Source organism: Chromobacterium sp. FG89 (assembly GCF_057808735.1).
This window is the reverse complement of the sequence record NZ_JBMDIQ010000003.1, coordinates 74,799-87,415: the sequence shown is the minus strand read 5'-3', so window position 1 is coordinate 87,415 and position 12,617 is coordinate 74,799. Positions and strand designations below refer to the sequence as shown.

Below are 12,617 nucleotides of genomic sequence, written 5' to 3'. Positions count from 1 at the left end.
AGCATAAGGAGGGATAGCCGGCAAGCCGGTTATTTGTTCTTCAGCCGTCGCAGTTCGATCAATTTGGCGTATTTGATGTAGCTGTTGAAGCAACCGATGCTGATGTGGACCAAACCGGGGACGCCGTCGAGAAAACCGCGGCGAAAAAAATAGAACTTCACGAAGCGCAGCAGCGGGCTGAGGATAAGTTTGGCAATACCCACACGTTTTCCCCTTTGCAACAGTTGTTCCGCCTGCAAGCTGGTATAGCGGTTCTGCTTGCTCAGATACAGCGCGATGTCTTCGCCGGATTCGTGCATCAGCTCGTGACGCAGCTTATGCACAGGGCCGTCGGCGATCACATACTCGTGAACCAGATCGTCGGACCAACGCGCGTGAGCGCGATGGAACAAGCGCAAAGACCAGTCCGGATAGCCTTCTCCGTGTTTCAGAAAACGACCCATGAAACGGTTGCAACGCGGGAACTGGAAGGCCGTGGCCTGTGGATTGTCCAGCAGTTCTTTGATTTCATTGACTAAATTTTCCGACAACCACTCGTCGGCATCCAGGCACAGCACCCAGTCGTGGCTGGCCGCCCTTACCGCCAATTGTTTCTGAGGACCGAATCCCAGCCAGTCTTGGTGGATAACTTTTGCCTTATAGGCGGAAGCTATCGCCAATGTCCTGTCGGTGCTGCCTGAATCCACAAGCACGATTTCATCGGCGAAGCCCACGCTGTCCAGACATTTTTCCAGCGAGGTTTCCGCATTCTTGGTGATTAGCACCACGCTAATTCGCGCACGCATCTTGTTATATGTTTTCCCATATGTAATTTGAAGAAACTGGTAGAAGGCGTCCCGTTTCTGTGGATAACCCTGTTTTTTCCATTGTTTTCATCATGTTGTACAAGTTGGAATCTTGTTGTTCACCCTGCGTTTTGCAGACGGAAGACTTGTGGATAAATCTGAGAGAACGGTGAAGTCCCTGCTTGTCCACAGCTCCGATCCCCTTTGTTCCCACCTGCTTGTGCATGGCGTGAATTTGCCTGCCTAGCTGCTACAGCCACCGATAACTCTTTAACGCAATTTTATATTGATGAAACTGATATAGTCGGCCATTGCTGTGGATAAGCGACAAAAACTTCAAAGGGTTCAGTTACTTGTCCTGTTGATGGGCTTTGGATAGTTTAGGTGCGCTGCGACATTGCAAATTGTGGATAAATTCGCGCTCAGTTGTCCACAGCGCTTTATCCACAATTGAACTGCAGGGATTTTACTTGGTTAACCACAGCCATGCTCGGGTACAATGCGCGCCATGATGAATGTGCTGATTGTGCGCACCTCGTCGATGGGCGACCTTATCCACACCTGGCCCGCCATTTCCGAGTTGAAAGCGCATTACCCGAATTTCCGCATCAGTTGGCTGGCCGAAGAGGCTTTCGCCGACATTGCCCGTTTGCATCCGGCGGTGGACAGGGTGATCGCCTTGAATGGGCGGCGCTGGCGCAAACGCTGGTGGCTGCCCTCCACCTGGCGCGAGATCCGGGCTTTGCGCAAAGAACTGCGCGACACGCCCTGGGAATTGGTGGTGGACAGCCAGGGCCTGTTGAAAAGCGCCTTGCCGGCCCGCTGGGCCAAGGCGCCGCTGACCGGTTACGACTGGGGCAGCGCGCGCGAGTCTCTGGCCAGCTGTTTTTACGATAAGCGCCACAAGGTGGACTGGAGCTTGTCGGCGATAGAACGCAACAGGCTCTTGTTCGCGCGGGTGTTCGGTTATCAGCCGCAGGGCGAGCCCCGTTTCGGGGTGCCGGCCGGCGAACGGCCCGCCTGGGTGCTGTCCGGCCGCTACGCGGTATTGCTGCACGCCACCAGCAAGGCGTCCAAGGAGTGGCCGGAAGGCCATTGGGTGGAACTGGGCAAACGCCTGTCCATGCAGCATGATCTGGTGATGGTGCTGCCCTGGGGCAATGAACGCGAACGCGAGCGCGCCGAAAGGCTGGCCGCGCGGATGCCGGCCGCGGTGGTGGCGCCCAAGATGGGCCTGATCGAGGCCGCCGGCCTGCTGGGCCACGCCAACGCGGTGGTGGGCGTGGACACTGGGCTGACTCATCTGGCCAATGCCTTGAACGTGCCCTTGGCGGCGATTTACACCGATACCGATCCGGCCGCCACCGGCGTGGTGGAAACGCCGTGGGCCACCAATTTGGGCGGCATAGGGCTGTGCCCGTCGGTGGACGAGGCGCTGCAAGCCTTGTTCGCGCGCAAGGACTGGACATGAACTGGCAACGCAGACTGTATTCCTGGGCCTGGCTGCTGGCCACGCCGCTGGTGCGGCACTATCTGAAGAAGCGGGCGCGCAAGGCGCCGGCTTATCTGGAACACTGGGACGAGCGTTTCGGCAGTCAATTGCAGCCGCGCGCAGAGGGCGCGATCTGGATCCACGCGGTGTCGGTGGGCGAAACCCGCGCCGCTCAGCCCTTGGTGGCGGCGCTGCGCGAAGCCTGGCCGGACGCGCCGCTGCTGATGACGCAGATGACGCCCACCGGGCGGGCCACCGCCTTGCAGCTGTATCCCGACGCCGAAGTGCGTTATCTGCCTTACGATTATCCGCAAGCCGCGCAAGCTTTTCTCGCCGCCTACCGGCCGCGCCTGGGCGTGTTGATGGAAACCGAGCTGTGGCCCAATCTGATTCACGCCGCGGCCGAGCAGCAGGTGCCCTTGTTCCTGGCCAATGCGCGCTTGTCTGAAAAATCGCTGAACGGCTATCTGAAAATCAGCGGTCTGATTTCGCCCGCGGTGGCGGCTTTGAGGGCCGTTGCCGCGCAAACGCCGGAAGATGGCGAACGTTTGCGTCAATTGGGCGCTAAATCCGTCGAAATCTGCGGCAACACCAAGTACGACATTCAGCCGCCGCCGGCGCAGCTGGCGCTGGCGGAAGCATTCAAGTCCAGGATAGGCCGACGCCGGGTCCTGGTCTGCGCCAGCACCCGCGACGGCGAAGAGGCTTTGATTCTGGACGCCTGGCGGGCCGCGGCCCAAGCGCTGGGCGACGCGCTGCTGGTGTTGGTGCCGCGTCATCCGGAACGGTTCGCCGAAGCGGCCGCGCTGGCCGAGAGCCGCGGCATGAAAGTGCAGCGCCGCAGCGACGGCGCGCCGGTGGACGCCGCCACCCAGGTTTGGCTGGGCGACAGCATGGGCGAGGCCTTCGCCTATTTCGCCTGCGGCGACCTGGCCTTCGTCGGCGGCAGCCTGCTGCCCTTGGGCTGTCATAATCTGATCGAACCGGCCAGCGTGGGCGTGCCGGTGCTGTTCGGCCCGTCCATCTTCAATTTCAAGCAGGCGGCGGCGCTGGCGCTGGCCGCCGGCGCGGCGCGCCAGGTGGCCAATGCGGCGGACTTGATCGGCGCCGTCGTGGAACTGCTGGGCGATGAGTGCCGCCGTCAGGCGATGCGCGAGTCGGCGCTGGCCTTCAGCGGCGCCCATCGCGGCGCCAGCCAGCGCATGAGTGCCCTGTTTCGCCGCAAGCTGAGGGCCGAACGGGACGAATGACGGACCCGCGGCCGCGTTTGCGAAAAAATTAATCATTCGCCGGCTGATCTGCGCCGCGCCTTCTTCTACTCTTCAAACAAGAGCCGCGTCGCCGACGCGGTTCTCCCGAGGCCGCCGGCCCGGGAAGGACGTGCAAAATCCAGTCATGCCCCAGGCCGGTCCACGCCGTCGGAGAACTTCCGAGCGGACAGATCGAATATGACGGGCGCAAAGCGCCGCCGCATCGACTCCGCTGTCTAAGAAGACAAGGAGCTACCATGTTAGCCAACTACAGCGTGTTGCCCACGATGAGCCTGCCGTCCACCACCGACCTGGTGCGCCTGGATCAGCGCCCGCACCCGCCTATCACCCTGAACAGCCCGGCTCTGGACGTGATGACCGATTTGCGGCTGATCAATCCGGTGGGCATTCATCAGAACGCCAGCTTGCGCGAAGCGCACGACCGAATGATCAGCCACGGCATTCGGCTGCTGTTCGTCCACGATGGCGATGGCCAGTTCGCCGGCCTGATCACCGCCACCGATCTGCTGGGCGAGCGGCCCATCCAGTGCATGAAGGAACACGGCAAGCACTATGCGGACATCGGCGTGGGCGATGTGATGACGCCGCGCAAGCAGCTGGAAGCCTTGAACCTGGGCGATATCGAGCACGCCAGCGTGGGTCATATGGTGGCGACGATGAAGCAGATGGGACGCCAGCACGCGCTGGTGGCGGAGTTCAACCCCGGCAGCGGCCATCATGAATTGTGTGGCCTGTTCTCCACCTCCCACATGGCCAGGTTGCTGGGCATGCCGCTTTCCTTCATCCGCGTGCCGCAGGCCCTGTCGGAAATTCAATATTCCTTGCTGCACGCGATATGAGGGGCGCGGCGCGCAAGTGGGCAAGAATCGGGTCGCCGCGGCGGCCCGATCTGCTTATGCTGGGGCTGTGATCGAATGGAGAGCAGACCATGCACGGCGAAATTCTCGAGGAAGACCGCGACTACGGCCGCATTCGCGACGCCATCCGCTATCTGGTGGCCAACGCCGAGCGCCAGCCGGAGCTGGCCGAGCTGGCCGGCGCGTTGCACCTGTCGGAATCGCGTTTGCAGCGCTTGTTCACCCGCTGGGCCGGCGTCAGCCCCAAGCGCTTTTTGCAGCATCTGACCTGCGAGGCCGCCAAGGCCAGGCTGGGCGGACAGGCCTTGTTGCCGCTATCGCATGAATTGGGCTTGTCCGGCGGCGGACGCTTGCACGATCTGTTCGTGACGCTGGAGGCGATGACCCCGGGCGAATACCGCAACGGCGGCGCCGGATTGGCGATCGAATGGAGCGTGGAAGCCAGCCGTTTCGGCCCGGTGCTGGTGGCGCGGACCGCGCGTGGGGTGTGCGCGGCGCAATTCGTCGCGGACGAGAAAGAGGCCGTGGCCTGGCTGAGCCGGCGCTGGCCCAAGGCCGCGTTGAGCCATGTTCCCGGTGGCGGCGCCGAGGTGGCCGCGGCCATGTTCGAGCCGCTGCGCGCCGAAGGCCAGGCGCCGCTGGCGCTGCGGGTGCAGGGCAGCAATTTCCAGATCCAGGTCTGGCGCGCGCTGCTGTCCATTCCCTACGGCGGCTTCGCCAGTTACGGCCAGATCGCCGCCGCGGTGGGGCGGCCGCGCGCCGCGCGGGCGGTGGGCAGTGCGGTGGGCGCCAATCCGGTGGCCTGGCTGATTCCCTGCCACCGGGTGATACGAGCCGAGGGCGCTTTGGGCGAATACCGCTGGGGCGCGGAACGCAAGGTGGAGTTGATAGGCTGGGAAGGCGCGGTGATGGCGGGTTTGCAGCCGGCCTAGACCGCGAACTGGCCCAGCGCGCGGAAGAACAGCCGGGACAGCAATTCCAGCCCGTCGTCGTCGCGCTGGCGGTAGAGCGCCAGCGGCACCGCCGGCAGCGGCGGCAGGCTGTGTTCCGGCAAGGGCCGCAGCTGCGCGGAGACGGCGTCGGGAAACAGGGCGCCCACACCCAGGCCCGCTTCCAAGGCCGCTTGCACCGCCAGCTGACTGGTGCTTTCGAAGACGATGCGATAAGGCTGGTCAAGCTGGTGCAAGGCGCGCAGCATCGCGTCGCGCCAGCTGCAGGGCGCGGAGAACATCACCAAGGGCAGGACCTCCGCTTCCGGTTTCACGCCGTCGCGCGCCAACCATTGCAAGGGGTATTCCAGCACCCAGCTCGGCGTCCGCTCTAGCCCGCACTGACGCGGGTTGGCGATCAGCAGATCCAGTTCTCCCTGGCGAAAAGCCGGGCTGAGTTCCCGTTCCAGGGCCACCCGCACTTCGAGCTGCCACTGCGGCTGGGTGGCGGCGAAGTCGGCCAGCACCTGCGGCAGATGACGGCTGATCACATCCTCGATCAGGCCCACCCGGCAACGCCGCGCGGCGGCGGGCGCGGCCGTCGGCTGCATCTGTTCGGTCAGGCTGACGATGCGTTCGGCGTAGGGCAGCAATTGCAGCCCCGCTGCGGTGAGGCTGACGCCGCGCGGAGAGCGTCGCAACAGGGTCTGGCCGCAGTGCTGTTCCAGTTTGCGCAGTTGCAGGCTCAAGGCCGGCTGCGTGCGCCCCAAGTCCGCCGCCGCGCGGTTGATGCTGCCGTGGCGCGCCACCGTGATCAGCGCGCGCAGCAAGCCGGTGTCCAAATCTCCAGTCATGATTTTTTCTTATAACAATGCCCTGATTTTTCAGTCTACCTATAAGCGGCGGGAAAGTTTAGCCTAGGGACGGATATTTCTCATGAGGCGTTCAAACATGTTCATCGCGGCTTTATTGCTGGCGGTCGCCGGCTCCGTCGTCTATCACCTGTCGATCAAGCAGGTGCCGGAGGCGGCGAATCCTTTCTTTTCATTGGCGGTCAGTTACGGCGTGGCCATGCTGGTGTGCGTGCTGGGGATGTGGTGGCTGCCCGGCGGCGGCCAGCGCGGGCTGGCCGCGCTGAACTGGAGCAGCCTGGGCGTGGCGGCGGGTATTGTCGGCATCGAACTGGGCTTTTTGCTGGCCTATCGCGCCGGCTGGCATGTCGGCTACGCGGCGCTCAGTTCCAATGTGCTGACCGCGCTGGTGTTGCTGCCGTTGGGCTATCTGCTGTTTCGCGAACAGCCGTCGCTGGGCAAGCTGGGCGGCATGGCCTTGAGCATGGGCGGGCTGTGGATGATGCTGCGCTTCCGCTGAGCGCCGCCCGATAGACGGGCGACGCTCGGACCGCGTTATCAAGCGGCGTTTAGCGGCAGATGGACGGCCAGCTTGAAGCCGTCCGCCTGATCGCAGAACTCCAGCCGGCCGCGGTGTTGTTTGACCACGCGGCTGACGATGGCGAGGCCGAGGCCGCTGCCGCCGTCGGTGCCGCGGTGTTCGGCCAGCCGTTCGAACGGCGCCAGCGCGGTTTCGCGCAGCTCGGCCGGAATGCCCTTGCCGTGGTCCAGCACGCTGAGCACGGCGAAGCCGTTGTCTTGTTCGACGCAGACCTCCACCGGCGGCGCGCCGTAGCGGCGCGCGTTTTCCAGCAGATTGGACAATAAGCGCTCCAGCGCCAGCCCGTCGCCTTGCAGCTCCGGCTCCGCCAGCCGCTTCAGGCGCACGTCCATGCCCTCGCGGGCGAAGCGCGACACCACGCTGGCGGCGAGGTCGGCCAGCGCCACCGGCTCCAGCCGGGTGGTTTCCTCGGCGCGGGCGAAGTCGATGAACTGGCGGACGATCTGCGACAGCTCGTCGATGTCGGCCAGCATATCGTGCTGATCCGGGCTGTCCTGCTGCAGTTCCAGCGAGAGCTTGAGCCGGGTCAGCGGCGTGCGCAGATCGTGGGACAGGCCGGCCAGCATCAGCCGGCGCTCGCGCGCGGCGCTGTCCAGCGCTTGCGCCATCAGGTTGAAATTATGCGCCAGCACCTTCACCTCGCGCGGGCCGTCCTCCGGCACCGCGGCCGGCATGGTGCCGGCGGCCAGTTCCCGGCTGGCCAGCACCACGCGGCTGATCGGCCGCGTCACCCGCCAGGCGACGACGAAGGCCAGCAGGCTGGCGACGATGGAGGCCAGCAGCGCCGCCTGCATGATGGTGTTGATCGGGCGGTCGCTGTAGCGGCCGAAGGGCAGCACCAGCCAGTAGGCCTGGTCCAGCACGTGCACATTGACCCAGAGCTCGCTGCGATCGTCGATCTGGGCGTGGCGCACTTCTATCGGCTCGTTGAGGCCGTGCGACAGCCGCTGCGCCAGGGTCTCGCCCAGGCGCGGCACGTAGTCGGTGAAATTGACGCCTTGATCGGCGTTGATCGGCAGCAGGCGCGGTAGGCCGGGCCGGTTGTAGCCGGCCAGGAATTCGGCGCGCTCGGTGTTGGTCATCGCCTCCATCGTGCCTTCCAGGAAGGCCAGGGTGTCCACCGTCTGCGAATACAGCTGCTTGTCCAGCAGTTTGTGGCGTTCGCCGGCGGCCATCCACAGGGTGACGAACTGGGTGGTCAGCACCACCAGCACCACCAGCACCGCCAGCCGGAAAAACAGCGAGCCGGTCAGCTTGCGCACCGCTTACTCCCGCGGCGTGCCGTCCGGCACGAACACATAGCCGTAGCCCCATACCGTCTGGATGAAGCGCAGCTGGCTGTCCCCGCTTTCCAGCGCCTTGCGCAACCGGGAGATATGCACGTCTATGCTGCGGTCCAGCGATTCGCCATTGCCCTTGCCCAGCGCCATTTCCATCAATTGCTCGCGGGTCAGCGGCCGGCGCGGATGGCTGACCAGCACCGACAGCACCGCGAATTCCGCGCTGGTCAGCGTCACCGGCTGGCCGGCCTTGCGCAGTTCCCGCTGGCCCAGATTGAGCACGAATTCGCCGAAGCTCACTTCCTCGTCGGCGTCGTGGCGCGCGCCCAGCGCCGGCGTGGCGTGATGACGGCGCAGCACCGACTGGATGCGGGCGGTGAGCTCGCGCGGATTGAACGGTTTGGGCAGGTAGTCGTCGGCGCCCATTTCCAGGCCGAGGATGCGGTCGATGTCCTCGCCGCGCGCGGTGAGCATGATCACCGGAATGGTTTCGCCCTGGGCGCGCAGCCGGCGCACCACGGCCAGCCCGTCCTCGCCCGGCATCATCACGTCCAGCACCATCAGGTCCGGACGATTGCGCGCCAGCTTGCGGTCCAGGTCCTTGGAGTCCGGCAGGGCCTCCACCGCGTAGCCTTGCTGGCTCAGATAGCGGGTGAGCAGCTCGCGCAGCTTGGCGTCGTCGTCGACGACCAGTATCTTATTGTGTTCCATGCGATTTTTCCTCGGAGCGGTGTGTCAGCTTAGCGGCTGGCCCCGGGCTGCGGCAGCGCGCCTGATGAAGATATGTTAAGCCGGTTCCCGCGATCACACACCTTAACAAATCAGCGATTGTCGCTCATGTCTGCCTCATGCCGCGAGTCTAGGCTGCCTAATGAGGCGTTCCGGTGGTTTGGCCGCGGGGAGATGCCTTTGGCATCGGCGGCGCATGGTGTATGCTGTCCGCCCTCGCCGGCCCGGATCTTGGGACCGGAGCCCTTTACCAGCCCCTTCGACAGGATAAAACAGCTTTCATGACGCGGTTGCCGATTCTTCTCATCTTTGCCTTGCTGCAAGCGCTCGCCAGCGCGCCGGCCCTGGCGCGAGGGAAGGAGCGCGGCCCCATGCCGCCGGACCTGGAGCCGGCGCCTAGCCGCCGCTGCCAGGCGCGGCCGGATCCTGACTGCAAGGAATTGCGCCGCCTGCGCAATTTGCGCCTGCGCGAAGCGGTGCAGGACGGCGATTTGCCGCCGGAGCTGATGCATCGCGCGCCGCCGCCGTACTGGCGGATGAACCCGGACGGCGCCGCGCCGCCGCCGCCGGATCGCGTCAAGCCTCATTTCTGGCGCGACCGCCGCAAACGCGGCTCGGAGTGAGCCTCCGACGCGTCAAGCCCGGCTGGCGAAGCGAGATTTCTATTGATAAGCTTTGAATAGAGTACGCCAGCCTTTTCATTCCAATTCCAATTCTCATTGCCGGAACGGTTTGCGGAGCAAAACGATTTCGCCGGCATGAGCCTGGCTGGCCGTCCGCCGCGCCGTTAGCGCGCAGCGTCGTTTTCGCCCAATAAAAGCGGTTCACGCTCTCGCGAGCGACAAGGCGTTGCGGCTGAGAAAGAACAGTACACGCGGCGCATCAGCATTTCGACATTGAGCGGATCGTCAACAGCTGTGCTTAGGCGGGCGTGGAGATAAGCGGTCATGCGCAAGGGGCATGCCTTGAAAAACAATAGGGGATACGGCGCGTTGCGGCGCGCCTGGGGATGGGGGCTGGTCTTGTGCTGGCTGGCGGACGCGGCGGCGGCGCAATGGGATTGCAGCCGCGCCACCGCGCCGCAGCGCTGCGAGCTGCACCGTCAGGGCACGATGGCCTGCAATGATTTGCCGGTCAACGGGCGGCACGCCTGCCTGGAATTTTACACGCCGGCCTTGAGCTGCCTGCGCGAGCGCGACGCCAAGCGGTGCGAAGCCTTGCGGGCGGCGCACAGCTCTTGCGACGGGCTGGAAGGCAAGGCGCGCCGCGTCTGCATCAACGAGCGGCTGCCGCCGCCGGATTGCGCGCGTTCGGCCAATCCCGCGCGCTGCCGCGCCCGCGCCGAGGCCGAACTCAAATGCGCCGACCGCGAAATAGCCCAGCGGCTGTGCGTGCGCCAGGCCTTGCAAGCGGAGTGAGCGCGTTTATTTAGCCGTGGTCGGATCGAACCACAGGCCGCGGTCGGCGAAGGGCGTGCTGGGCGGCAGGAAGGGGTTGTCGATGCGGATCAGCCGCCGGTGCTTCAGGTCCAGCCGCTGGATCAGCCCGGCGTGGTATTTCTGGAACAGCCGCTGGTATTCGCCGTTGCGCAGCATCAGCCGCATGCCCTGTTCCACGCGTTGCGCCAGCTTCTGCCCTTCCGCGTCGCGGCCGAACCAGAAATAGGTGGGCAGCGGGTAGTACAGCAATAAAGACCGCTCCAGCGCGATATGCTTGTATTGCGGCTGGTAAACGCGGATCTCCTCCTCCACTTCCGCCACGCCGCGCGAGAACGTGTCGCCCAGACCGCGTTCCAGCATGCGGAACAGGCCCTCGTAATTGGGGTCGGTCACCACGGTCAGCCCGGCTTGCTTGAGGATGGCGTTGTCGCCCCAGCCGTCCCCCTGGATGACGCTGAAACGGCGCAAGTCGGCCAGACCCGTCACCGCGTCGAAATCCGCTTGCCGCGCGTCGCGGATCAGCAGCACGCGATAGCCGAGCAGGCCGCGGTCTATCGGAATCCGCACCGGCAGATAGCGGCGTTCGTAGTCGCGGTTGGTTTCGCGGATCACCACATTGAGCCGGCCGCGCGGGTGGCCCAGTTCCTGCAGCTGGCGGGCTTCGTTCATCCGCGGGGCGAAGCGCAGGCTGTAATCTCCCCAACGCGGGCGGGTGGCGTCCAGCGCCGCGCGCAGAATCGCCCAGTGATAGTCGTAGCGCTCGTCGGCGGGGGTTTCCGGCGCGTGGCCGACGTAGATCATTCCGGCCGCCTGAACGGACGGGGACATGCCGCCGGCCAAGGCGATGAGGACGGCCAGCCAGCAGCCGGCCAGCCGGCGAAGGAATAGGGATTGCCGCATCGGAATAACCTCGAGATGGCGCGCGGAAGCTGCGCGCCGCCCCTTCATGATGGATAGCCGCGCCGCGCCGCGCAAGGGCCGCTCGCCGTTGCCGGGTTTGCGCGCAGTCAAGCGCTTATGCAAAACCAGGACTAGCAGTGAATATTCATATCGACATGAATATATCTGCCTCCTATCATCTCCCGGATGCCGGAACGGCCTTGTCGGCAAGCGGCATTCACACTCGGGGGACGATTTATGCAATTCAAGAAAACACTGCTGGCCTTGTCGCTGGGCCTGGCCCTGGCGCCCGCGCTGACCATGGCGGCGCCGCCGTTGACCGCGGCCAACAGCGGCTCCACCGCGGAAGCGGCGCGCGGCAACGCCTGGCTGGAAATCGACAAGGCGGCGCTGGATCACAATCTGGCCGAACTCAAGCGCCTGGTGGGCGCCGACACCAAGGTGTGCGCCATTTTGAAGGCGGACGCCTACGGCCACGGCATCGCCAACGTGATGCCGTCCATCATCGCCCAGGGCATTCCCTGCGTGGGCATCGCCAGCAATGAAGAGGCCCGCGTGGCCCGCGTCAGCGGCTATAAGGGCGTGGTGGCGCGCGTGCGCAGCGCCACGCAGGAAGAGATAGCGGACGGCCTGCAATACGATATGCAAGAGCTGGTGGGCAATCTGGAACTGGCGCGTCAGGCGTCCGCGCTGGCCAAGCGCCAGGGCAAGACGCTGCAAATCCATCTGGCCATCAATTCCGCCGGCATCAGCCGCAACGGCGTGGAGCTGGCCAGCAAGCAAGGCCGCCGCGACGCGCTGGCCATGCTCAAGCTGCCCAATCTGCAAGTGGTGGGCATCATGACCCACTTCCCGGTGGAGGATAAGGCCGACGTGGAAAAAGGCCTGGCGGCCTTCAAGCAGGAAAGCGCCTGGCTGATCAAGGCGGGCGGCCTGGACCGCAGCAAGATCACCCTGCACTGCGCCAACAGCTTCGCCACGCTGGAAGTGCCGGAAGCGCGGCTGGACATGGTGCGTCCGGGCGGCGCCATCTTCGGCGACACCGTGCCCAGCCATACCGAATATCTGCGCGTGATGGCCTTCAAATCGCGCGTGGCGGCGGTGAACCGCTATCCGGCCGGCAACACTGTAGGCTACGACCGTACTTACACCCTGAAGCGCGAGTCCTTGCTGGCCAATATCCCGGTCGGCTATTCCGACGGCTATCGCCGCGCCTTCACCAATAAGGCGCATGTGCTGATCAACGGCCAGCGCGCGCCGGTGGTGGGCAAGGTGTCGATGAATACGCTGATGGTGGACGTGACCGAGATTCCGGGCGCCAAGATCGGCGACGAGGTGGTGTTGTTCGGCAAGCAGGGCAAGGGCGAAATCGGCGCCGCCGAGCTGGAGGACATCAACGGCGCCTTGCTGGCCGACCTGTACACGGTGTGGGGCAACTCCAACTCCAAATTGCTGGTGAACCGCTAGAGCCGGTTCAAGGCCG

The 12,617-nt window shown here is 64.6% G+C and carries 13 protein-coding genes; 8 read left to right on the top strand and 5 right to left on the bottom strand.

The genetic code is table 11. From position 1 onward, the window contains the following. Positions 1-29: 29 nt before the first annotated feature. Positions 30-767: a glycosyltransferase family 2 protein gene (locus ACODRW_RS03885; RefSeq protein WP_253314770.1), complete on the bottom strand. Its 738-nt coding sequence runs from the start codon at positions 765-767 to the stop codon at positions 30-32. A 529-nt stretch (positions 768-1,296) separates the two neighbouring features. On the opposite strand from ACODRW_RS03885, the gene waaC reads away from it, so the two are divergent. From waaC to ACODRW_RS03865, 4 genes are all read left to right on the top strand, one after another. Continuing rightward, positions 1,297-2,256, top strand: a complete 960-nt coding sequence (gene waaC / locus ACODRW_RS03880) for a lipopolysaccharide heptosyltransferase I (protein ID WP_107802083.1) — start codon at positions 1,297-1,299, stop codon at positions 2,254-2,256. Further along, a complete protein-coding gene (waaA, locus tag ACODRW_RS03875; RefSeq protein ID WP_488905213.1) occupies positions 2,253-3,527 on the top strand; it encodes a lipid IV(A) 3-deoxy-D-manno-octulosonic acid transferase in 1,275 nt (424 codons plus the stop codon). Before waaC ends, waaA begins: the two co-directional genes overlap by 4 nt. Before the next feature lie 257 nt (positions 3,528-3,784). Continuing rightward, entirely contained in the window at positions 3,785-4,387 is a 603-nt protein-coding gene (locus ACODRW_RS03870) for a CBS domain-containing protein (RefSeq protein WP_107801360.1), read from the top strand. A gap of 89 nt (positions 4,388-4,476) precedes the next feature. After that, entirely contained in the window at positions 4,477-5,337 is an 861-nt protein-coding gene (locus ACODRW_RS03865) for a methylated-DNA--[protein]-cysteine S-methyltransferase (protein WP_305883556.1), read from the top strand. Here ACODRW_RS03865 and ACODRW_RS03860 read toward each other — a convergent pair. Beyond that, positions 5,334-6,188 carry a LysR family transcriptional regulator gene (locus ACODRW_RS03860; protein ID WP_488905212.1) on the bottom strand — a complete coding sequence of 285 codons (855 nt, stop codon included), beginning with the start codon at positions 6,186-6,188 and terminating at the stop codon, positions 5,334-5,336. The genes ACODRW_RS03865 and ACODRW_RS03860 overlap by 4 nt on opposite strands. 82 nt (positions 6,189-6,270) lie before the next feature. Between ACODRW_RS03860 and ACODRW_RS03855 the strand changes: the two genes are divergently transcribed. Then, positions 6,271-6,705, top strand: a complete 435-nt coding sequence (locus ACODRW_RS03855) for an EamA family transporter (RefSeq protein WP_227105935.1) — start codon at positions 6,271-6,273, stop codon at positions 6,703-6,705. 38 nt (positions 6,706-6,743) lie between these two features. Here ACODRW_RS03855 and ACODRW_RS03850 read toward each other — a convergent pair whose 3' ends face one another. Both ACODRW_RS03850 and ompR read right to left on the bottom strand, forming a co-directional pair. Continuing rightward, a complete protein-coding gene (locus tag ACODRW_RS03850; RefSeq protein WP_107801364.1) occupies positions 6,744-8,048 on the bottom strand; it encodes an ATP-binding protein in 1,305 nt (434 codons plus the stop codon). Positions 8,049-8,051: 3 nt separating this feature from the next. Next, positions 8,052-8,777, bottom strand: coding sequence for an osmolarity response regulator transcription factor OmpR (gene ompR / locus ACODRW_RS03845; RefSeq protein WP_043636475.1), 726 nt, complete (start codon positions 8,775-8,777; stop codon positions 8,052-8,054). Between the two features lie 299 nt (positions 8,778-9,076). On the opposite strand from ompR, the gene ACODRW_RS03840 reads away from it, so the two are divergent. Then, positions 9,077-9,418 (top strand): hypothetical protein, encoded by a 342-nt coding sequence (locus ACODRW_RS03840; RefSeq protein WP_227105936.1) that lies wholly within the window; start codon positions 9,077-9,079, stop codon positions 9,416-9,418. Positions 9,419-9,742: 324 nt separating this feature from the next. Beyond that, positions 9,743-10,213, top strand: a complete 471-nt coding sequence (locus ACODRW_RS03835; RefSeq protein WP_146176767.1) for a hypothetical protein — start codon at positions 9,743-9,745, stop codon at positions 10,211-10,213. Between the two features lie 6 nt (positions 10,214-10,219). Here ACODRW_RS03835 and ACODRW_RS03830 read toward each other — a convergent pair whose 3' ends face one another. Continuing rightward, entirely contained in the window at positions 10,220-11,134 is a 915-nt protein-coding gene (locus tag ACODRW_RS03830; RefSeq protein ID WP_488905211.1) for a hypothetical protein, read from the bottom strand. 237 nt (positions 11,135-11,371) lie between these two features. Here ACODRW_RS03830 and alr point away from each other — a divergent pair, with 237 nt between their 5' ends. Continuing rightward, positions 11,372-12,601 carry an alanine racemase gene (alr, locus tag ACODRW_RS03825; RefSeq protein ID WP_488905210.1) on the top strand — a complete coding sequence of 410 codons (1,230 nt, stop codon included), beginning with the start codon at positions 11,372-11,374 and terminating at the stop codon, positions 12,599-12,601. The last annotated feature ends 16 nt before the right edge of the window (positions 12,602-12,617 follow it).

What these genes read in the sequence shown, in the direction of transcription:
- waaC (WP_107802083.1), top strand. Translation starts at nt 1,297, where the DNA reads ATGAATGTGCTGATTGTGCGCACCTCGTCGATGGGCGACCTTATCCAC.
- waaA (WP_488905213.1), top strand. Translation starts at nt 2,253, where the DNA reads ATGAACTGGCAACGCAGACTGTATTCCTGGGCCTGGCTGCTGGCCACG.
- ACODRW_RS03870 (WP_107801360.1), top strand. Translation starts at nt 3,785, where the DNA reads ATGTTAGCCAACTACAGCGTGTTGCCCACGATGAGCCTGCCGTCCACC.
- ACODRW_RS03865 (WP_305883556.1), top strand. Translation starts at nt 4,477, where the DNA reads ATGCACGGCGAAATTCTCGAGGAAGACCGCGACTACGGCCGCATTCGC.
- ACODRW_RS03860 (WP_488905212.1), bottom strand. Translation starts at nt 6,188, where the DNA reads ATGACTGGAGATTTGGACACCGGCTTGCTGCGCGCGCTGATCACGGTG.
- ACODRW_RS03855 (WP_227105935.1), top strand. Translation starts at nt 6,271, where the DNA reads ATGAGGCGTTCAAACATGTTCATCGCGGCTTTATTGCTGGCGGTCGCC.
- ompR (WP_043636475.1), bottom strand. Translation starts at nt 8,777, where the DNA reads ATGGAACACAATAAGATACTGGTCGTCGACGACGACGCCAAGCTGCGC.
- ACODRW_RS03840 (WP_227105936.1), top strand. Translation starts at nt 9,077, where the DNA reads ATGACGCGGTTGCCGATTCTTCTCATCTTTGCCTTGCTGCAAGCGCTC.
- ACODRW_RS03835 (WP_146176767.1), top strand. Translation starts at nt 9,743, where the DNA reads ATGCGCAAGGGGCATGCCTTGAAAAACAATAGGGGATACGGCGCGTTG.
- ACODRW_RS03830 (WP_488905211.1), bottom strand. Translation starts at nt 11,134, where the DNA reads ATGCGGCAATCCCTATTCCTTCGCCGGCTGGCCGGCTGCTGGCTGGCC.
- alr (WP_488905210.1), top strand. Translation starts at nt 11,372, where the DNA reads ATGCAATTCAAGAAAACACTGCTGGCCTTGTCGCTGGGCCTGGCCCTG.